This window comes from Streptomyces sp. NPDC058470 (genome assembly GCF_042721055.1).
Taxonomy (GTDB): Bacteria; Actinomycetota; Actinomycetes; order Streptomycetales; family Streptomycetaceae; genus Streptomyces.
Window position 1 is genome coordinate 179,801 of the sequence record NZ_JBHXMF010000008.1, and the last position, 19,988, is coordinate 199,788.

The window sequence follows — 19,988 nt, forward strand, 5'->3', positions numbered from 1 at the left end:
CGTTCAGTTGCACCTTTCCGTCATATTTCAACACCTTTCGAAATGCGCCCCCATTGTGAGCCCCTGCTCGGACTAGCGTCCCTGAGCCATGGGACACCTGGACCACGCCACCTTCGGCTGGCTGACACCCGTGCTGTCGTACGCGATGGCCTCCATCGGCGCGGCCTTGGGGCTGCGCTGCACCGTCCGAGCGCTCGGTGCCACAGGGCGGTCGCGCCGCAACTGGCTCCTCACCGCGGCGTCGGCGATCGGCACCGGCATCTGGACGATGCACTTCGTGGCGATGCTGGGCTTCAGCGTCAGCGGTACGGAAATGCGCTACAACGTGCCGCTGACCATCGTCAGCCTGCTCGTCGCCATGGTCGTCGTCGGCGCGGGAGTCTTCGCCGTCGGCTACGGCCGTGACCGCGGTCGCGCCCTTGCCCTCGGGGGGCTCACCACGGGCCTTGGCGTCGCGAGCATGCACTACTTGGGTATGGCCGCGTTGCGGCTGCACGGAGACGTGCACTACGACCCGGCCCTCGTCGGACTCTCCGTCGTGATCGCCGTGGTCGCCGCCACTGCGGCCCTCTGGGCGGCACTCAACATCCAGTCGCCGGTGGCGGTCGCTGTCGCTTCTCTCGTCATGGGAGGGGCCGTGAGCAGCATGCACTACACCGGAATGATCGCGGTGAGCGTGCGTGTCAGTCCTTCCGGCGAGGCCCTGCCCGGGGCCACGGCGATGCAGTTCATCTTCCCCCTCGCCGTCGGCCTCGGGTCCTATCTCTTCCTGACATCGGCGTTCGTCGCCCTGTCGCCGACGACCGGTGAGCGCGAGGCCTCCGCGTCGGCCCAGCGGCCGGTCGAGTCCATCGCCCGCTAACGGCGGCTGCCGGCCACGACAGGCCGGCGGGCACGAGCCGAAACCATCCGAGCGAGGAGGCCATGCGTACACCCCGTAGGACCCCCAGGGCCGACGCCGAGCCGTCGCCCCAGCCCCCGGCGCGAGGCCGCCGCGCGCACGCGGGCCGGCCGGCCGACGAGCGCGCGGACGCCGACGAAACCGTCACCGACGCGCCACCGGAAGCACCGCCGCGCGCGGGAACGTGGCACATTCGCCCCCGCACCGTACGAGCCAAGATCGTCTGCCTGTTGATGGTGCCGGTCGTCTCGTTGCTCGCGCTGTGGGCGTACGCCACAGTGACGACCGCCCAGGACGTCGCAGGGCTACGGCAGTTGCAGAGCGTCGACTCGACGGTCCGGGCACCCGTCGACGCAGCCGTCGCCGCGCTCCAGACCGAACGCGCCGCCGCCGTCCGATACGCGACCGCCCCCGCCGCCGCGCAGGAGAACGACCTCAAGGAGCTGGCCGGGCGCACCGACCGCGCCGTCGCGAAGCTGCGACTGGGCGAGCACAACACCGTCGCCGACGGCGCGGACCTGCCTGCCGGAGTGGCCGCGCGCCTCGACGCCTTCGTCACCGGAGCCGAGCGACTGCGATCCGTGCGCGCCGCCGTACTGGACCGCCGTACGGGCTGGGACGACACGTACAGGACATACACCGAAACCATTGCGACGGCCTACGCCGTGGACGGCGCGCTCACCGGCATCAAGGACGCCGAACTGGGCTCCGACGCGCGCGTGCTGCTCGAATTCTCCCGGGCAGGGGAGGCGCTCGCCCAGGAGGACGCGGTGCTGTCCAGCGCCCGGCTCGCCAGGACTCTCGACGGAGTGCGACTACGGCTGTTCACGGGGGCCGTCGACACCCGCCGTACGCTGACCGACACGGCTGTGGCTGATCTCGGCGGGCCCGAGAAAGCCGCCTGGGACAAGATCGTGGAGGGGAGCGCGTACGCCGACGTGCGCGCCGTCGAGGACAAGGTGCTCGCGGCCCAACCCGGCGGCAAAGCGATCGCCGCCGCGCCGGAAGCCGACTGGAACACCGCCCACGCGCGCGTGCAGAACACGATGCGGACGATCGAGGACAACGCGGCCCGCGGTGTCGCGGACCGGGCCGACCCGTTCACACGCGGAGTGCTCACTCCGGCCGGTGCCGCAGTGCTGCTCGGACTCGCCGCGGTCGCCGCATCGCTCGTCATCTCGGTACGCATCGGACGCGGACTCGTCGTGGAACTGGTGAGCCTGCGCAACAGCGCCCTTGAGATCGCGCGCCGCAAACTCCCGCAGGCCATGCGCAAACTGCGCGCCGGTGAGGAGATCGACGTCCGCGCCGAGGCACCGCCCGGCCCACCCGCGGAGGACGAGGCCGGGCAGGTCGCGGAGGCCCTGGGCACCGTGCACCGAGCCGCCCTTCGCGCCGCTGTCGAACGCGCCGAGCTCGCCGGCGGAATCTCCGGGGTCTTCGTCAATCTCGCCCGCCGCAGCCAGGTTCTCGTGCACCGCCAACTGAGCTTGCTGGACAGCATGGAGCGCAGGTCCGACGACCCGAACGAGCTGAGTGACCTCTTCCGGCTCGACCACCTCACCACACGCATGCGGCGCCACGCGGAGAGCCTGATCATCCTCTCCGGAGCCGCGCCCGGCCGCGCCTGGCGGATGCCGGTCTCGCTGACGAATGTGGTCCGCGCGGCCGTGTCCGAAGTCGAGGACTACGCGCGCGTGGAGGTGCGACAACTCCCCGAGGCGCCGGTGGTGGGTGGCGCGGTGGCCGACCTCACCCACCTCCTGGCGGAGATCGTCGAGAACGCCGCCCAGTTCTCGCCGCCGCACACCCGAGTCAGGGTCAGCGGCGAGCCCGTCGGCAACGGCTACGTCGTGGAGGTCGAGGACCGGGGGCTCGGCATGGGCAAGGAGACGCTCGCCGAGGCCAATCGCCGGATCGAGCAGTCCGAGGCGCTCGACCTCTTCGACAGCGATCGGCTCGGCCTCTTCGTGGTCAGCAGGCTCGCGGCCCGGCATGGCATCAAGGTGCACCTGCGGACCTCGCCTTACGGCGGTACCACCGCGGTCGTTCTGCTGCCCACCGCCCTGCTGCACGGTGGCGCGGCGGAACGTTCCCCCCGCAAGGCCGACACGGAAAGGCCTGCGGAACGCGAGTACGCGCGCGTGTCGGCCGCATCGGAGCCGGACTCCGTCCAGGCAGTCGCCGAGCGGCCCGCATTGGTGCCCCCCATACAGACGGGCGTGGAAACCCCGGCGAACGGTTCGCCCGAGACCCCGCCTCCCGGAGTCACCACACTGCGGCTGCACCGGCCTCCGGACGACCCCGAAGAGTCCGACGACCTCCCCCGGCGGGTGCGGCAGGCGAGTCTCGCGCCCCAACTGCGTGAACAGCACCTCGAGGAGCGGGTCGAAACGCCGGGCCACCGCACCGACGACCAGCGAACCCCCGAACTCGTACGGGACCGCATGTCGGCCTACCGCGACGGCTGGGCGCGTGGCGGCGGCCGGTCACCCGGCCTCCGTGCCACACCCGACCCCGAAGCAGGCAACGACAGCAGCGAAGGAGACCCCGCATGATCCAGGATCCGAACATGAGGGCCGCCCCGCAGTCCGGCGAACTCGACTGGCTGCTGGACGACCTGGTGCTGCGCGTCGCCGAGGTGCGGCACGCGGTGGTGCTGTCGAACGACGGACTCGCGGTGGGTGCGTCCACCGCGCTGCGGCGCGAGGACGCCGAACACCTCGCGGCCGTGGCCTCCGGCTTCAACAGCCTGGCCAAAGGCGCCGGACGGCACTTCGGTGCCGGGGGAGTACGTCAGACCATGGTGGAGATGGACGACGGCTTCCTGTTCGTCGCGGCCGCGGGCGACGGCTCGTGCCTCGCTGTCCTCACCGCCGTGGCAGCCGACATCGGCCTGGTGGCGTACGAGATGGCACTACTGGTCAAGCGGGTCGGCGAGCACCTCTACACACCGGCGCGCGTCGGCGCACAGCCGCCCGCAGCCGGATGAACGAGGACGGTCGGTGCAGATGACCGAGGACATGTCGGGCGCCCTCCAGCAGGAGGGCAGCCAGTGGTACGACAATGAGGCCGGCCCCCTCGTCCGCCCTTACGCGATGACAGGTGGGCGCACCAAACCCGGCCCCACGGGCGTGCGCTTCGACCTCATCGCCCTTGTCACGCTCGATACGGGCGCACCCGGCGTCGATGACGACACCTCACTGGGACCGGAACACCGGGCCTTGATCGAGCTGTGCCGTATCGAGACACAGTCGGTGGCCGAACTCTCCGCCGACGCCGACCTGCCGGTGGGCGTGGTCAGGGTGCTCCTGGGCGATCTCCTGGAACTGGGCTGCGTCACGGTGAGCCGCCCGGTTCCTCCTGCCCAGTTGCCCGATGAGCGGATCCTCCGCGAGGTGATCGATGGACTGAGGGCGCTCTAGATGAGCAGGGCAAGGACGAACGAAGTCAGCGACAACCAAGTAGCCGATGAACCAAGTCGCCGTGTAATGCGACCATTTGCCGGTACCTCCGGATACCGGATGGGCGGGAGGTGGCCGCAACGGACAAATTGTGGTCCCTTCCCTCGAAGAGGGGTCGAAGTTGTCATGATGCTGACTTCGCGCACCCACACAGAGTTACCGACCCGGACCCCGAACGGACGTACCCACGTCGACCGTTGCCGACACTCCCGAGAGAAGTGATCGATGGTCTCCGAGAACTCCGATGCCTCGGATGGTGACATGACCGCCCTGGCATTGAAGATATTGGTCGCCGGTGGATTCGGCGTGGGCAAGACCACCCTGGTGGGCGCGGTCAGTGAGATCAGGCCGCTGCGGACCGAGGAACTGCTGAGCGAGCTGGGAGAGTCGGTGGACGACACCGGCGGTGTGGACCAGAAGGTCACGACGACCGTCGCCATGGACTTCGGCCGGATCACCATCAGGTCCGGCCTCTCGCTCTACCTCTTCGGAACGCCGGGCCAGGACCGGTTCTGGTTCCTGTGGGACGAGCTCTCACAGGGGGCTCTCGGCGCCGTTGTCCTCGCGGACACCAGACGGCTCGAGGACTGCTTCCCCGCGGTGGACTACTTCGAGCACCGGCACATCCCGTTCGTGGTGGCCGTCAACTGCTTCACGGGTGCCCGTGCCTACGGTGCTCAGGATGTGTCCCGTGCCCTCGATCTCGATCAGGGTACGCCCGTGGTGCTCTGCGACGCCCGTGACCGCGACTCCGGGAAGGAAGTGCTGATTCGTCTTGTCGAGTACGCCGGGCGGGTGCACACCGCCCGGCTGCTCGACTCCGTCGGCTGACAGACGTCGCGGCCGTCCTGGGGTGCCTTGGCCCGGCCGCGGGCGGATCGCGGCTCTCAGTCGGCCACTGCGGCGTAGGCCAGAACCTTACTGATCCTTACGCGTACGAGGAGCTCACCGGGAACCCCGTTGCGCTCCCCGAACTCCACGGCGCGCTCTTCACCCATGTAACGGGCGCCGATCCGGCCGGCCCAGCGCCGCAGTTCGTCGAGGTCCTCCGAGAGTTCGGCCCGTCCTTCAAGGACCACGAAGGCGAAGGGCGGCCGGTCGTCGTCCACGCACAACGCGACCCGCCCGTCCCGGGCCAGATTCCGACCCTTGACGCTCTCCTTCGACGTGTTGAAGACCAGGTCGTCACCGTCCAGCAGAAACCAGATCGGCGCCACATGGGGTCCTCCGTCGGCTCGGACGGTCGACAGTTTTCCGGTGCGGGTTCCGTGCAAGACGAACGCCCGCCATTGCTCGTCGGTCATCTTCTGTGCCATGCGTCCATCCTCCTTGCCGGGGCAGCGGCTGTGGTGAAGGCTGGCTGGCCAGATCCTCCGGTCAGGGGGAGGGACACCACGGGGGGACCGGATCATGGCGCAGACGGGACTCGGCTGGTTGCTGGACGACCTCACAGAGCGCGTCGCACACGTACGGCACGTGTTGGTGCTCTCCAACGACGGGCTCGTGAGGGGCGCGAGCACGGGGCTTCGACGTGAGGACGCCGAACATCTCGCAGCCGTCTCGTCAGGCCTGCACAGCCTCGCCAAGGGCTCCGGCCGCCACTTCGGCGCGGGCCAGGTGCGCCAGACGATGATCGAGTTCGACGACGCGGTGCTCTTCGTCACCGCCGCGGGCGCCGGCAGCTGTCTGTGTGTCCTCACCGCCGCGGAGGCAGACATCGGCCAGGTCGCGTACGAGATGACCCTGATCGTGAACCGTGTCGGCGAGCACCTCGGCGTGGACGAGCGGCATCCGGAGAACGCACCCGTCGAAGACCGTTGACCTGCGCAAACGTCGTCACGGCCGGAGTTATCCACAGGCTCGACGCGAGATCGGCCGAACCGGCTACGGTTTTTCCCGAAGCAAGCGCACGCCAGCGCGAGCAACTCGTACGACGGGGGAGAACCGCCATGTCCGGTAACACCATCACGGCCATCACACCAGCCGTCACGTCCGAGGCCGGTATCTCTGTGCCTGCCGTTCCTGCCGCAGTCCCGGCAGGCACAGGGGCACGCCGACCGTCTCTCTCGCTCAGCCGTGCCGCGCGAGAACTCGAGCTCAGGCGCGGTGAGTTCGAACTCGCCGTATACCTCGGGTGCGTCCGGACCATCCCTGACGAAGGGGGAGGAGGACGCCGAGTCTCCCGCACGGAGATCGACCGGGTGCGCTCCGTGGACGGCTACCCGGAGGCCCTGAGAGATCGCGTCAAAGCCGTGGGCACAACCGAGGGAGCCGCCCTCATGGAGGTGACGACCGCCAGGTTCACGCGCCTCGCTCGGTTGGGTCTGGTGGTTCCTGTGAAGGTCTACCTCAACCGTTACCGGGCGGTCGTGTGGCTGTATCTGGCGGAAGAGCTGCGGCAGTTCGCGGCCGACAAGAACAACGTGAGGCTGCTGAGCGGTCGTACGCCCGAAGGGCTCCGCGACCAGCTGGACGAAGGACTGGACCTCCGCCCTCGCAACTGGCGGGGGCGCCACATGGGATTCCTGTTGCGGCAGAGCGAGGACCCCTGGGAGCGGGCAGCGATCGTGGCGTCCCTGCTCGACCCGGTCGACGTCGCCGAGATCGTCAGGGATCCGTACGAGCGCGCCTATGTGAACCGCCTCCGGCCCGAACGCGCCCTGCACGGCACACCCGACTCTCCTGCTGCGCAGACCGCCTCGCGGATCATGACGGCCGGCGAGCCAGACGAGATCAGCTGGCTCCGGGCCGACCTGGGACAGCTTCTCACCGAGGCTCGCGATCTCCGCCCTGCTCCGCGCCCCGCGCCAAGGGCTTCACAGCCGACTCCTTCACCGTCGGTGGCCGCACAGCCGATGTCCTCCCGGCCGGGACCGCTCGCCCCGCCGGACCGTCCCCGGCCCGAAGTGCCCGAGAAACCCCAGGAGCCTGAGCGACCGCGGAAGCTGCTCGGCTGGCTGCGCCGCAGGAAACCCTGACCGCCAGGGCAATTCCCTACAGAGCCCGGAAAAGCCCCTCCTGGACAACCGAGACGAGCAGGCGGCCCCCCTGGTCGTAGATGCGTCCGCGGGCCAGCCCGCGCCCGCCCGTCGCGATCGGCGACTCCTGGTCGTACAGGAACCACTCGTCCGCCCGGAACGGCCGGTGGAACCACATCGCGTGGTCCAGCGACGCCATGTCGAAGCCTCGCGGACCCCACAGCGGCTCCACCGGAATGCGGACGGCGTCCAAGAGGGTCATGTCGCTCGCGTACGTCAGCGCGCACGTGTGCACGAGTGGGTCGTCGCCCAGCGGCCCGACGGCGCGCATCCACACCGCGCTGCGCGGCTCGGCGTCCTTGATCTCCTCAGGAGTCCAGCGGAGCCGGTCCACATAACGGATGTCGAAGGGCTGGCGCCGCGCCATGCGCTCCAACGCTTCGGGGAGCGTGCCCAGATGCTTCTTGATCTCCTGCGCCAGCGTCGGCAGCGATTCCGGATCCGGGACCTCGCGGGCCGGCGGCAACTGATGCTCGAAGCTCCCTTCCTCAGGCTTGTGAAAGGAGGCGGTCAGATTGAAGATCGTGCGGCCCTGCTGCACGGCGGTGACGCGACGGGTGGTGAACGACCGCCCGTCGCGGACCCGTTCGACCTGGTACACGATCGGCACGCCCGGGATTCCCGGGCGCAGGAAGTACGCGTGCAGCGAGTTCACCGGTCGGTCGCCTTCCGTGGTACGCCCGGCGGCGACCAACGCCTGCCCGGCCACCTGGCCGCCGAACACCCGCTGCAGTGACTCCTGCGGGCTGCGGCCACGGAAGATGTTGACCTCGATCTGCTCGAGGTCGAGCAGGTCGACAAGGCTCTCGGCTGGATTCGTCATGTGGGGGATTCTCCTGTGCTCACAACTGGCCGACGTCGGTGACCCGGACGACCGCGCGGCTCTCGGCATCGGAGGCCACGAGGTCGACCTCCGCGCTGATGCCCCAGTCGTGATCGCCATTCGGGTCGGCGAAGGTCTGCCGGACGCGCCACAGGGCATTCTGCGGCTCCTCCACGATCGACAGCAGCTTGGGGCCGCGGGCGTCGGGGCCGGTGCCGAGGTCCTCGTACTCGTCCCAGTACTTGTCCATCGCCTCACCCCAGGTATCGGCGTCCCAGCCGGAGTCGGCATCCAGCTCACCGAGCTCGTTCACATGGTCGAGGGCGGCGAGTTCGACGCGCCGGAACATGGCGTTGCGGACGAGGACGCGGAAGGCGCGGGCGTTCGCGGTGACCGGCTTGACCTCGTCGGCCTTCTCCTGGGCCTCCTCGGCCGTCATCACCTCGGGGTTGGCGAGCTGCTCCCACTCGTCCAGGAGGCTGGAGTCGACCTGACGCACCATCTCGCCCAGCCAGGCGATCAGATCCTCCAGGTCATCGGACTTCAGGTCGTCAGGGACGGTGTGCTCAAGGGCCTTGTAGGCACTGGCGAGGTAGCGCAGGACGATGCCCTCGGTACGGGCCAGCTCGTAGTGGGAGACGAACTCCGTGAAGGTCATCGCCCGTTCGTACATGTCACGGATGATGGACTTCGGCGACAGCGGATGGTCACCGACCCACGGATGGCTCTTGCGGTAGACGTTGTAGGCGTGGAAGAGCAGCTCCTCCAGGGGCTTGGGGTACGACACCTCCTGGAGGCGCTCCATGCGCTCCTCGTACTCGACGCCGTCCGCCTTCATCGCCCCCACGGCCTCGCCGCGCGCCTTGTTCTGCTGGGCCGCGAGGATCTGCCGCGGATCGTCCAGCGTGGACTCGACGACGGACACCATGTCCAGGGCGTACGAGGGGGATTCGGGCTCCAGGAGCTCGAACGCGGCGAGTGCGAACGTCGACAGCGGCTGGTTGAGCGCGAAGTCGTGCTGCAGATCGACGGTGAGGCGCACGATGCGGCCCTCGGCGTCAGGCTTGTCGAGCTTCTCGACCACGCCGCCGTCGAGGAGCGAGCGGTAGATGGCGATCGCCCGCCGGATGTGCCGCAACTGCTGCTTGCGCGGCTCGTGGTTGTCCTCCAGCAGGTGCCGCATCGCCTCGAAGGCGTTCCCGGGCCGGGCGATCACCGAAAGGAGCATTGTGTGGGTGACCCGGAAACGGGAGGTCAGTGGCTCGGGCTCGGAGGTGATGAGTTTCTCGAAGGTGTTGTCCGTCCAGCCGACGAAGCCCTCGGGAGCCTTCTTGCGCACCACCTTGCGGCGCTTCTTCGGGTCATCGCCGGCCTTGGCGAGCGACTTCTCGTTCTCGATGACGTGCTCGGGCGCCTGCGCGACGACAAAGCCCGCGGTGTCGTAGCCGGCGCGCCCGGCGCGGCCGGCGATCTGATGGAACTCGCGGGCACGAAGCGTCCGGACCCGGATGCCGTCGTACTTCGCCAGCGCCGTGAACAGCACGGTGCGAATGGGCACGTTGACCCCGACACCGAGGGTGTCCGTACCGCAGATGACCTTCAGGAGACCCGCCTGGGCCAGCTTCTCCACGAGCCGTCGGTACTTGGGCAGCATGCCCGCGTGATGCACACCGATGCCGTGGCGCACGTAACGGGAGAGGTTCTGGCCGAACTTGGTGGTGAAGCGGAAGTTGCCGATCAGATCGGCGATCTTGTCCTTCTCCTCACGCGTGCACATGTTGATGCTCATCAGCGCCTGTGCCCGCTCCACGGCCTGGGCCTGCGTGAAGTGCACGATGTACACGGGAGCCTGCTTGGTCGCCAGCAGCTCGGTGAGGGTTTCCGTCAGCGGAGTGAGCACGTATTCGTAGGACAGCGGCACGGGCCGGGTCGCCGAGCGGACCACCGACGTGGGACGGCCGGTGCGCCGGGTGAGGTCCTTCTCGAACATCGAGACGTCGCCGAGCGTCGCCGACATCAGGATGAACTGCGCCTGTGGCAGTTCCAGGATCGGGATCTGCCACGCCCAGCCGCGGTCGCCCTCCGCGTAGAAGTGGAACTCGTCCATCACGACCTGGCCGACGTCGGCGTGCTTGCCGTCGCGCAGCGCGATGGAAGCCAGCACCTCGGCGGTGCAGCAGATGATGGGGGCGTCGGCGTTCACGGAGGCGTCGCCGGTCAGCATGCCGACGTTCTCGGTGCCGAACATCTTGCACAGCTCGAAGAACTTCTCCGAGACGAGGGCCTTGATCGGCGCCGTGTAGAAGGTGACCTCGTCACGGGCGAGCGCGGCGAAGTGCGCGCCCGCGGCGATCATGCTCTTGCCCGAGCCGGTGGGCGTCGAGACGATCACGTTCGCGCCCGAAACCACCTCGATCAGCGCCTCCTCCTGGTGGGGATAGAGGGTGAGACCGCGTTCCCCGACCCACGACTCGAAGGCTTCGTAGAGGGCGTCGGGGTCTGCGGTCTGCGGCAGCTGATCGATAAGGGTCACGCACCCATCTTGCCTGTGAACCCACTCGATGGGGGAATCGGATGCCAGCCCGAAGATCGCGAACGCTACGCTGTGCCGCCGACGAAGTGTCAGCGCATGCGGGCAACTGGACAGCGGCACAAGAGGAATGGGGCGGGGACCGGCCATGATGGGACCAGCACACTCACTATCGGGAGCAGCGGCCTGGCTCGGCGTCGGAGCGGCGGCGGCCGCCGCCGGGCACACCATGCCCTGGCCGGTCCTTCTGGTCGGCGCGTTGATCTGCGCAGGTGCCGCGCTCGCCCCCGACCTGGACCACAAGGCGGCCACCATCTCGCGCGCCTTCGGGCCCCTGTCCAAGTGGCTGTGCGAGGTCGTCGACAAGCTCTCGTACGCCGTCTACAAGGGGACACGCAAGCCGGGCGACCCGCGCCGCTCCGGCGGTCATCGAACGCTGACGCACACCTGGCTGTGGGCGGTGCTCCTGGGTGTGGGCTCTTCGGGCGCCGCGATCACGGGAGGCCGCTGGGCGGTCCTGGCCATCCTGTTCGTGCATCTGGTGCTCGCCATCGAGGGGCTGCTCTGGAAGGCGACCCGCGGCTCCAGTGCCGACGTCCTGGTCTGGCTGCTGGCCGCGACCAGTGCCTGGATCCTCGCGGGAACCCTGGACAAGCCGGGCAACGGCGCGGACTGGCTGTTCACGGCCCCGGGCCAGGAGTACCTGTGGCTCGGGCTGCCGGTCGTTCTGGGCGCCCTGGTCCACGACATCGGGGACGCCCTGACGGTCTCGGGCTGCCCGATCCTGTGGCCGATCCCGGTCGGCCGCAAGCGCTGGTACCCGATCGGCCCGCCCAAGATGCTGCGTTTCCGGGCCGGCAGCTGGGTGGAGCTCAAGGTGCTGATGCCGGTGTTCATACTGCTGGGCGGGGTGGGGTGTGCGGCGGCGCTCAATGTCTTCTGAGTGACCGGGTCACGCGGTCATGCCGTACCCGCCCCGTTACGGCCCTGGCCCCCGCCCCCGTACCGCCGCTCGAACTGAGCGATCCGCCCCTCCGAGTCCACCGTCCGCGCCTTCCCCGTGTAGAACGGATGGCTCTCCGAGGAGATCTCCACGTCCACGACGGGGTAGGTCTCGCCGTCGTCCCAGTCGATGGTGCTCTCGCTCGTCGCGGTGGAGCGGGTGAGGAAGGCGTACCCGGCGGCGCGGTCGCGGAAGACGACGGGGTGGTAGTCGGGCTGCTTGTCCTGCTGCATGGTGGATGCTCCTTGCGGGGGAGTGTTGGGGCCCGGTCAGTCGTACGGCGAGTCCTCGTCGACGATGTGCATCGCGGCCTCCTCGGCGGAGGCGGCGGCGCCGTCGATCCCTACGTCCGTGGCGAAGAGCTCGCTCTCCTCGTCCTCGTGGGCTCCTTCGTCGGGGGCCACGAGACGGCCGGAGCGGAGCGTGCCCACCTCGTTGTCCAGAGGTTCGCCGTCGGAGCCCTGGCAGTCGCCGATGCCGTCTCCGACGGGTTCGGCGATGTCGGGGACTTCCTCCGCGAGCCGCTGGTCCAGGGTCTCGCCCTGGTGGCGTTCCGCGGCCGTCACCCCGGAGTGTTCCACCGCCCACGGCCGCTCCGGCGGGGACCAGCCCCGGTCGAGGGGGTCGCCGACGCCGTCGGCGTCGAGGGTGTCCTCGGCGTCGAGCAGCCCCGCGTCATCCTGCACCTCGGATCCGTCGGGCTGGTAGACATCGTCTCCCCATCCGTCGGAGCTGGTCACGGCTACCTCCAGGTGGTGCGGATCGGGCCCGATGGCGCCGCGCTCGACGGCGGGCGCGCGGGCCGCTGGACACAGGCGTCACCCGGTGTGAACCGGGTGGTTTCCGGGGAATCCCCGGGCCGGTGTCCACGTCCAGCCTTCCACCCCCCTTCGGCACCGCGCAACGCCACACGGTCCGACCATGTGCGCCCACGGGTGTCCAGGGGCGCATATCGACCGGCTAGGCCCGCTCGCTCACCCGTGCCAGGACCGCCACAGTGCCGCGTACGCACCGTCGGCGGCGACCAGCTGGTCGTGACCGCCGAGTTCGGTGATGCGGCCGTTCTCGACGACGGCGATGATGTCCGCGTCGTGAGCGGTGTGCAGCCGGTGGGCGATGGCGACCACGGTGCGGCCGTCGAGGACACGGGCAAGGGAGCGTTCCAGGTGACGGGCCGCACGGGGGTCGAGGAGCGAGGTCGCCTCGTCCAGGACCAGCGTGTGCGGATCGGCGAGCACCAGCCGGGCCAGCGCGATCTGCTGGGCCTGGGCCGGAGTCAGTGCCAGCCCGCCCGAGCCGACCTCGGTGTCCAGGCCGTCGTCCAGGGCCTGAGCCCAGCCGTCCGCGTCGACCGCGCCGAGTGCCGCCCACAGCTCGGCGTCGACGGCACCCGTCCGGGCGAGCAGCAGGTTGTCGCGCAGGGAGCCCACGAAGACGTGGTGCTCCTGGTTGACCAGGGCCACGTGGGAGCGCACCTCCTCGGCGGGCATCCGCGACAGCTCCGCGCCGCCAAGGGTGATCCGGCCGTCCCGGGGTGCGTAGATCCCGGCGAGCAGGCGCCCCAGCGTGGACTTGCCCGCGCCGGACGGGCCGACCAGGGCGAGCCGGGTGCCGGGTGCGACCGACAAGGAGACGTCCCGCAGCACGTCCACGCCGGCGCGGTAGCTGAAGTGCACCTGGTCCGCGCGCACGTCACGCCCGTCCGGAGCCACCCCGGGATCGCTCGCGGCGGGCTCGATGTCCCGGACACCGACCAGCCGGGCCAGCGAGACCTGGGCGACCTGCAGCTCGTCGTACCAGCGCAGGATCAGCCCCACCGGGTCGACGAGCATCTGCGCGAGGAGCGCGCCTGTCGTCAGCTGGCCGACGCTGATCCAGTCCTGCAGGACGAAGACCCCGCCGATCATCAGGACCGAGCAGAGGACGGTGACATGGGTGATGTTGACGACGGGGAAGAGCACCGAGCGCAGGAAGAGCGTGTAGCGCTCCCAGGAGGTCCACTCCTTGACCCGGCGGTCCGACAGGTCGATGCGGCGCTCGCCCAGCCGGTGGGCCTCGATGGTGCGCCCGGCGTCCACTGTTTCGGCGAGGACGCCGGCCACGGCGGCGTAGCCGGCGGCCTCCGAGCGGTAGGCGGACGGCGCGCGCTTGAAGTACCAGCGGCAGCCGACCACCAGGAGTGGTACGGCGATCAGCACGGCGGGGGCGAGCGGCGGCGCCGTCACGGTGAGTCCGCCCAGCAGCAACGCAACCCACACGACGCCGATGGCGAGCTGGGGCACGGCCTCGCGCATTGCGTTGGCGAGCCGGTCGATGTCCGTGGTGATGCGGGACAGCAGGTCGCCCGTTCCGGCCCGCTCCAGCACGCCGGGCGGCAACCCCACCGACCGTACGAGGAAGTCCTCGCGCAGATCGGCCAGCATCCGCTCGCCGAGCATGGCGCCGCGCAGCCGCACCTGACGTACGAACACGGCCTCTATGACGAGCGCGAGGACGAACAGCACGATCGTGCGTTCCAGATGGAGCTCACGTGCCTGGTCCGAGACCCCTTCGACGACCGAGCCCAGCAGGTAGGGCCCGGCCATCGAGGCCACGACGGCCACGGTGTTGACGGTGACGAGCAACAGGAAGGCCCGGCGGTGCCGTTGGAACAGTTCGGCCACGTAGGCGCGTACGGTCGCGGGGGCGCCGACGGGCAGCGTGTTCGCCGTCGTCGGGGCCGCCGGATCGTAGGCCGGTGGCGCCAGGCCGATCATGCGGTCTCCTCGATTTCTTCCAGTACGTCTCCGAGTACGTCTGCGTCGAGCTCTTCCAGCTCTTCCCGCGCGGCTTCCTCTTTGAGTACGGCTGCCAGTGCGCCGCCCTCCGAGGCCTCCTCGTCGGTCTCCCGGGTCACCACGGCGCGGTACCGCGGCTCGCTGTGGAGCAGCTCGCGGTGTACGCCGACCGCCGCGACCTCGCCCTCGTGCACCAGCACAACCCGGTCGGCGTGGTCCAGGAGCAGCGGCGAGGAGGTGAAGACCACTGTGGTGCGGCCGGTGCGCAGAGCGCGGACACCGTCGGCGATCCGTGCCTCGGTGTGCGAGTCGACGGCGGACGTCGGCTCGTCGAGGACGAGTACCTCGGGATCGGTGATCAGCGACCGGGCCAGCGCGAGACGCTGGCGCTGGCCGCCCGACAGGGAGCGGCCGCGTTCGGTGACGCGGGCGTCCATAGGGTCCTCCGTGCCCAGCGACCCCTCGCCGAGCGCGTCCAGTACGTCACCGCACTGCGCGGCCGCCAGCGCCTCGGCGGCGCTCACCGCGCCCGACGAGGGCACGTCGAGCAGCTCGTGCAGCGAGCCGGACAGCAGCACCGGGTCCTTGTCCTGGACGAGGACGGCGGTGCGGGCCGAGTCGAGAGGGAGTTCGTCCAGCGGTACTCCGCCGAGGAGCGCCGAAGTGCCCTCGACACCGGGATGTCCGCCCAGCCGCTCGGCGAGCAGGCCCGCCACGTCCGGGTCGCCGCACACCACGGCGGTGAGCCGCCCGGCGGGCGCGAGCAGGCCGGTCGCGGGGTCGTACAGATCCCCGACCGGCGCCTCTGCCACCCGTGACCCGTCGCTGTCCATGGCGCGTTCGAGGGACAGTACCCGGGCGGCGCGCTTGGCGGACGGGCGTGAGAAGGAGTACGCCATGGCGATCTCCTCGAAGTGCCGCAGCGGGTAGGTGAGCAGCATGACCGCGCTGTATACGGTGACCAGTTCACCGACCGTGATCCGGCCGTCGCGGGCCAGACCCACGCCGTGCCAGATGACGGCGATCAGCAGCAGACCGGGCAGCAGCACCTGGATCGCCGAGATCAGCGACCACATCCGGGCACTGCGTACGGCCGCGTGGCGGACTTCCTGGGAGGCGCGGCGGTAGCGGTCGAGGAACAGTTCCTCGCCGCCGATGCCACGCAGCACCCGCAGGCCCGCGACGGTGTCCGCGGCCAGCTCGGTGGCGCGGCCGGCCTTCTCGCGCTGGAAGTCGGCGCGCCGGGTGGCGCGGGGCAGCAGCGGCAGCGCGGCGAGTGCCAGGACGGGCACGCCCACGGCGACGATCACGCCGAGCGCCGGCTGATAGACGACCAGACCGATGCAGACCAGCACGATGGTGAGCGCCGCCGCCGTGAACCGCGACACCGCCTCCACGAACCAGCCGATCTTCTCGACGTCACCCGTGGAGACAGCGACGACCTCGCCCGCCGCGACCCGACGGGTGAGCGCGGAGCCGAGCTGGGCGGTCCTGCGGGCCAGCAGCTGCTGGACGCGTGCGGCGGCCAGGATCCAGTTGGTGACCGCTGCGCGGTGCAGCATGGTCTCGCCCAGCGCGATGCCCGCCCCGCACAGCACCATCACTGCGCCGGTCAGCGCCAGCCGTGTGCCGGAGCGATCGACGACGGCCTGGACGGCGAAGCCCACGCAGAACGGCAGCCCGGAGACCGACACGAAGTGCAGCAGCCCCCAGGCGAGGGCCTTGAACTGCCCACCGAGCTGATTCCGGCCGAGCCACCACAGGAAGCGGGGACCCGAGCGCGCGTCGGGCACTCCCGGGTCGGGGTACGGAAGGTCTTGAATCTGCATGACGTCCAAGCGGCTCGTGTCAGGGGGCGGAGGAAACCGTGGAGTCGCAGTCGATCGACCGCGGAGCCCGGCAACTGTCGGCAACAAACCGTGAAAGGTTCGCGTCGGAGCGTGGTGGAAAGCAAACGGTTTTCCGCCCCAGGGCAAGGAATCAGCCGCGTCCTTCAGCTGTCCATCGGAGCGGCGTCGCACTGTCGGGGTGAGGGGCGACAGTGCCGTCTGAGGGGCGAGTGAGATGGGTGTGAAGGGAGGGGCCATTGCGGCCGGGCGCCAATTCCCCGTAGAACACCGCCCATGAGAAGACGGATCACCATGTCCATGCTCTCCGGAGCGATCCTCCTGGCGAGCATGCTCCTCGGAGCGAGCCCGGCGCCCGCCGCCCAGTCCGCCGACCCACCAGCCGAGTTCGGCACCGACTGGCACGACCCGGTGACCGCGGCACCGCCCGTCACCAAGCCCGACACGCGATCATGTGAAGTCACCGTCGCACAGGCGCAGTTCAGGGACTTCACGCCCTACGAGGGCACCTATGCACCTCCCGGCGACTGCGGTGACCGCTGGAGCAAGGTCGTGCTGCGACTCGACGGCAACGTCAAGGGACGGCAGTACGACCGTCTCGGCTACCTTCACATCGGCGGCGTCGAGATCTTCCGTACGTCCACTCCCCAGCCCTCGCCCGACGGCATCGAGTGGTCCGTCGAGAAGGACGTCACGCGGTACAGCGACACGCTGCGCGCGGCACAACCCGTCGAAATGCTCATCGGCAACGTCGTCGACGACACGTACACCGGCATCATCGATGTCAAGGTCACCCTGACGTTCTACGCCGCCGAAGGCACCGCCAAGCAGGCCACGAACGCGACCCCCGACCGCGTCCTCACCCTCCAGGACGGCGCCCTGACCACCCCGCGCAACAGCGAGCGCATCGTCGCCGAGGTGTACGCGACAGGGTCCGGCGGTGGCTGCGAGGAGTACTGGTATCTGACGGTGCCCGCATCGGCGCCGTACTCCTGCGAGGCCGACAGCGGCCCCTACCGGGAAGTGCAGATCAAGGTCGACGGCCAACTCGCCGGTATCGCTGAGCCGTTCCCGACCGTGTGGACGGGCGGCTGGTCCAACCCCTTCCTCTGGTACGTGATTCCGGGTCCGCGCGCCTTTGACATCAAGCCCATCGAGTACGACCTGACGCCGTTCGCGGGACTCCTCAACGACGGTCGCCCGCACCGGATCGACGTCTCCGTCGTGGGTGTCCCCGAGGGGCAGACCGGATGGAGCGCCCCGGTCAACGTGCTGGTCTGGCAGGACACGAAGAAGGAGCACGTGAGCGGTGCGCTGACGGAGGTCAAGGCAGGCACTATCGCCAACTCCTCGACGTACACACCCGGTTCGGAACACCGCCTGGACACCGAAGGAAGCCACCGGCTGACGGTCGCCGGGTACGTCGACACCTCGCACGGCCGGGTGAAGACCACGGTGAGCCGCGAACTGGCGAACACCTCCGTGCACCGCTGGACGGACGGCGAGAACACGGACGGGCTCAAGGCCACCTGGACCGACGACGAGACGGTCACCGTCGACGGACGGGGGCCGGCCGCCGTGACCCGCACGCAGCGGACGTACACGATGGACGGGACCACCACGCTGGGCGCGGACGACCGGTTGCGCACCATCCTGACGCTCGGTGACCGGGCGGCGGTCGACGAGAAGCACGGCGGGCGGCGCACCGCGTGGTCACGGCTCGACGACACCTACGCGGGCGACACGACGTATACGGCGAACGTGCCGCGCGACCAGCGCCACGCGGTCGGTACGACGAGTGAGCGCTACCGCATGTACGGCTCGGCCGGGTGTTATGACCGCACTCTGGCCACTGTGCAGGGCGTACTGACCGAGGACCGCAGCGGCTGCTGAGGCGGCAGGGGTCCCGGAGAGGAACTCCGTGTCACGTCCATGATTTACACGGACGTGACACGGAGGTCTCCAGCGGAATCAGTCACTCCTCAATAGTGATCACCGCGGAAGCGCTTTTCCGCATACCAGAAGTCTGCTCGGAGGAGTGCCCGTGCCGCCGCCCGTACCGTCCCCGCGACGCGTCGCACACATACTGCGTACCTCACTGTTCGCGCAGGTCGCCTGCGCGCTTGTACTCGGAATCATCGTCGGAAAGTTGTGGCCGGGCACGGCCGCGGAGCTTCAGCCGCTCGGTGACGGTTTCACCCGGCTCATCAAGACGATCATCTCGCCGTTGGTGTTCTGTGTGGTCGTGGTCGGTATCGCGAAGGCCGGTGATCTCAAGGCGTTCGGCCGGATCGGGCTCAAGGCCCTGATCTGGTTCGAGGTCGCGAGCACGGTCGCCCTGTTCATCGGTCTCGTCGCCGCCAACGTCGTCCAGCCCGGCTCGGGCATGAACGTCGACCCGTCCACGCTCGACACCTCGGCGGTCGACGCGAAGACCGGTGGCGGTTCACTGCCCTCGACGACAGAGTTCGTCCTCAACGCGCTTCCCACCAGTTTCATCGGCGCCTTCGCCGAGAACGAGCTCCTCCAAGTGCTCGTCCTGGCCTGCCTGGTGGGCGCCGCGCTGCTGCACCTGGGTCACACCAAGGTGCCGCAGGTCCTGCCCGCCATCGAGCAGGCCCAGGAGATCATCTTCGCGGTCGTCGGCTTCATCATGCGGCTCGCCCCGATCGCGGTGTTCGGTGCGATGGCCGTCCTCATCGGCCAGTACGGGCTCGGGGTGATCGAGACGTACGCCAAGTTGATCATCCTGTGTTACGCGGCCGCCGCACTCTTCATCGCGCTGCTCGGCGTCGCGCTCAAGGTGGTCACCGGGCTCAGCCTCTGGAAGTTCGTCCGCTACATCCGTGAGGAGATCCTCCTCGCGCTCGGCACCGCCTCCACCGAGTCGGTCATGCCGCGGGTGATGCAGAAGCTGCGCCGGGCCGGTGCCCGTGACGACGCCGTGGGTCTGGTGTTGCCGACGGGCTACTCCTTCAACCTCGACGGCGCCTCGCTCTACCTGTCCATCGGCACGCTGTTCATCGCGCAGGCCGTGGGCGTGGACCTGAGTCTGGGCCAGCAGATCACCGTGATCCTCGTGCTCATGCTGACCAGCAAGGGCATGGCGGGCATTCCCGGTTCGGCCTTCCTCGCGTTGTCCGCGACCGCGTCCTCCCTGGGAGCCATCCCGGCCGGCGCCGTCGCCCTGCTCCTGGGTGTCGACCGCATCATGGACTCGATGCGCGTCGTGACGAACCTGCTCGGCAACTGCGTCGCGGTCTTCGCCGTGTCTCGCTGGGAGGGCGCGCTGGACGCGGACCGGGCGAGGAAGGTGCTGGACGGGGAGATCGTGTTCGGGGAAGAAGACGAGGCGGAGGACCCGGAGGTGCCGGTGCGGGGGCCTCGGTCGGCCAAGGTTGACGTGCCCGCGCGGGCCACCGGGATCGACGTACCGGCGCAGGCCGCTGAGGTTGACGTACCTGAGCAGACGGCTGAGGTTGTCGTACGGGAACAGGCGGCTGAGGCAGACGCACCCGCTCCGACGGCCAAGGAGTCCGCAGCCGAGGTCAGTTGACCGAAGCAGCCCTCGATCGGGCCGCGGCGCCGACTCCGTAGTGCTGGAG

General features: G+C 69.4%; 17 protein-coding genes. 10 read left to right on the forward strand and 7 right to left on the reverse strand.

Annotated features, from left to right (window positions below):
• Window positions 1–88 precede the first annotated feature (88 nt).
• The 5 genes from ACFWP7_RS08755 to ACFWP7_RS08775 all read left to right on the forward strand — a co-directional run bounded on the left by ACFWP7_RS08755 (window position 89) and on the right by ACFWP7_RS08775 (window position 5,196).
• Window positions 89–862: an MHYT domain-containing protein gene (locus tag ACFWP7_RS08755; RefSeq protein ID WP_384378189.1), complete on the forward strand. Its 774-nt coding sequence runs from the start codon at window positions 89–91 to the stop codon at window positions 860–862.
• A 62-nt stretch (window positions 863–924) separates the two neighbouring features.
• On the forward strand, window positions 925–3,459 hold the full coding sequence (locus ACFWP7_RS08760) for a nitrate- and nitrite sensing domain-containing protein (RefSeq protein ID WP_384378192.1): 2,535 nt from the start codon (window positions 925–927) through the stop codon (window positions 3,457–3,459).
• Window positions 3,456–3,893 carry a roadblock/LC7 domain-containing protein gene (locus ACFWP7_RS08765; protein WP_384378195.1) on the forward strand — a complete coding sequence of 146 codons (438 nt, stop codon included), beginning with the start codon at window positions 3,456–3,458 and terminating at the stop codon, window positions 3,891–3,893. Before ACFWP7_RS08760 ends, ACFWP7_RS08765 begins: the two co-directional genes overlap by 4 nt.
• A 19-nt stretch (window positions 3,894–3,912) precedes the next feature.
• Window positions 3,913–4,326, forward strand: coding sequence for a DUF742 domain-containing protein (locus ACFWP7_RS08770; protein WP_384378198.1), 414 nt, complete (start codon window positions 3,913–3,915; stop codon window positions 4,324–4,326).
• 264 nt (window positions 4,327–4,590) lie between these two features.
• Window positions 4,591–5,196 (forward strand): ATP/GTP-binding protein, encoded by a 606-nt coding sequence (locus ACFWP7_RS08775; RefSeq protein ID WP_384378201.1) that lies wholly within the window; start codon window positions 4,591–4,593, stop codon window positions 5,194–5,196.
• A gap of 56 nt (window positions 5,197–5,252) precedes the next feature.
• Here the strand turns inward: ACFWP7_RS08775 and ACFWP7_RS08780 are convergent, their stop codons facing one another.
• Window positions 5,253–5,681, reverse strand: coding sequence for a PPOX class F420-dependent oxidoreductase (locus tag ACFWP7_RS08780; RefSeq protein WP_384378204.1), 429 nt, complete (start codon window positions 5,679–5,681; stop codon window positions 5,253–5,255).
• 94 nt (window positions 5,682–5,775) lie between these two features.
• Between ACFWP7_RS08780 and ACFWP7_RS08785 the strand changes: the two genes are divergently transcribed.
• Window positions 5,776–6,186 (forward strand): roadblock/LC7 domain-containing protein, encoded by a 411-nt coding sequence (locus tag ACFWP7_RS08785; RefSeq protein WP_384378207.1) that lies wholly within the window; start codon window positions 5,776–5,778, stop codon window positions 6,184–6,186.
• Between the two features lie 128 nt (window positions 6,187–6,314).
• Window positions 6,315–7,343, forward strand: a complete 1,029-nt coding sequence (locus ACFWP7_RS08790; RefSeq protein ID WP_384378210.1) for a DUF6397 family protein — start codon at window positions 6,315–6,317, stop codon at window positions 7,341–7,343.
• 16 nt (window positions 7,344–7,359) lie between these two features.
• On the opposite strand, the gene ACFWP7_RS08795 is transcribed toward ACFWP7_RS08790, so the two are convergent.
• Window positions 7,360–8,226, reverse strand: a complete 867-nt coding sequence (locus ACFWP7_RS08795) for an acyl-CoA thioesterase (protein WP_384378213.1) — start codon at window positions 8,224–8,226, stop codon at window positions 7,360–7,362.
• A gap of 19 nt (window positions 8,227–8,245) precedes the next feature.
• The gene (locus ACFWP7_RS08800; protein WP_384378216.1) at window positions 8,246–10,759 is read right to left on the reverse strand and encodes a DEAD/DEAH box helicase; all 2,514 of its coding nucleotides are present in this window, start codon (window positions 10,757–10,759) and stop codon (window positions 8,246–8,248) included.
• Between the two features lie 145 nt (window positions 10,760–10,904).
• Here ACFWP7_RS08800 and ACFWP7_RS08805 point away from each other — a divergent pair, with 145 nt between their 5' ends.
• Window positions 10,905–11,699 carry a metal-dependent hydrolase gene (locus ACFWP7_RS08805; protein ID WP_384378219.1) on the forward strand — a complete coding sequence of 265 codons (795 nt, stop codon included), beginning with the start codon at window positions 10,905–10,907 and terminating at the stop codon, window positions 11,697–11,699.
• A gap of 17 nt (window positions 11,700–11,716) precedes the next feature.
• Here ACFWP7_RS08805 and ACFWP7_RS08810 read toward each other — a convergent pair whose 3' ends face one another.
• The 4 genes from ACFWP7_RS08810 to ACFWP7_RS08825 form a co-directional block, all read right to left on the reverse strand.
• A complete protein-coding gene (locus ACFWP7_RS08810; RefSeq protein WP_384378222.1) occupies window positions 11,717–11,992 on the reverse strand; it encodes a type B 50S ribosomal protein L31 in 276 nt (91 codons plus the stop codon).
• Window positions 11,993–12,028: 36 nt separating this feature from the next.
• Window positions 12,029–12,499, reverse strand: a complete 471-nt coding sequence (locus ACFWP7_RS08815; protein WP_384378224.1) for a DUF5709 domain-containing protein — start codon at window positions 12,497–12,499, stop codon at window positions 12,029–12,031.
• 234 nt (window positions 12,500–12,733) lie between these two features.
• Window positions 12,734–14,515 (reverse strand): ABC transporter ATP-binding protein, encoded by a 1,782-nt coding sequence (locus tag ACFWP7_RS08820; RefSeq protein ID WP_384378227.1) that lies wholly within the window; start codon window positions 14,513–14,515, stop codon window positions 12,734–12,736.
• Entirely contained in the window at window positions 14,512–16,365 is a 1,854-nt protein-coding gene (locus tag ACFWP7_RS08825; protein ID WP_384378230.1) for an ABC transporter transmembrane domain-containing protein, read from the reverse strand. The genes ACFWP7_RS08820 and ACFWP7_RS08825 overlap by 4 nt, the downstream gene beginning before the upstream one ends.
• Window positions 16,366–16,659: 294 nt before the next feature.
• Here ACFWP7_RS08825 and ACFWP7_RS08830 point away from each other — a divergent pair, with 294 nt between their 5' ends.
• Together ACFWP7_RS08830 and ACFWP7_RS08835 are read left to right on the forward strand one after the other, a co-directional pair.
• Window positions 16,660–18,276, forward strand: coding sequence for a peptide-N4-asparagine amidase (locus ACFWP7_RS08830; protein ID WP_384378233.1), 1,617 nt, complete (start codon window positions 16,660–16,662; stop codon window positions 18,274–18,276).
• Window positions 18,277–18,427: 151 nt separating this feature from the next.
• Entirely contained in the window at window positions 18,428–19,939 is a 1,512-nt protein-coding gene (locus tag ACFWP7_RS08835; RefSeq protein WP_384378236.1) for a cation:dicarboxylate symporter family transporter, read from the forward strand.
• The last annotated feature ends 49 nt before the right edge of the window (window positions 19,940–19,988 follow it).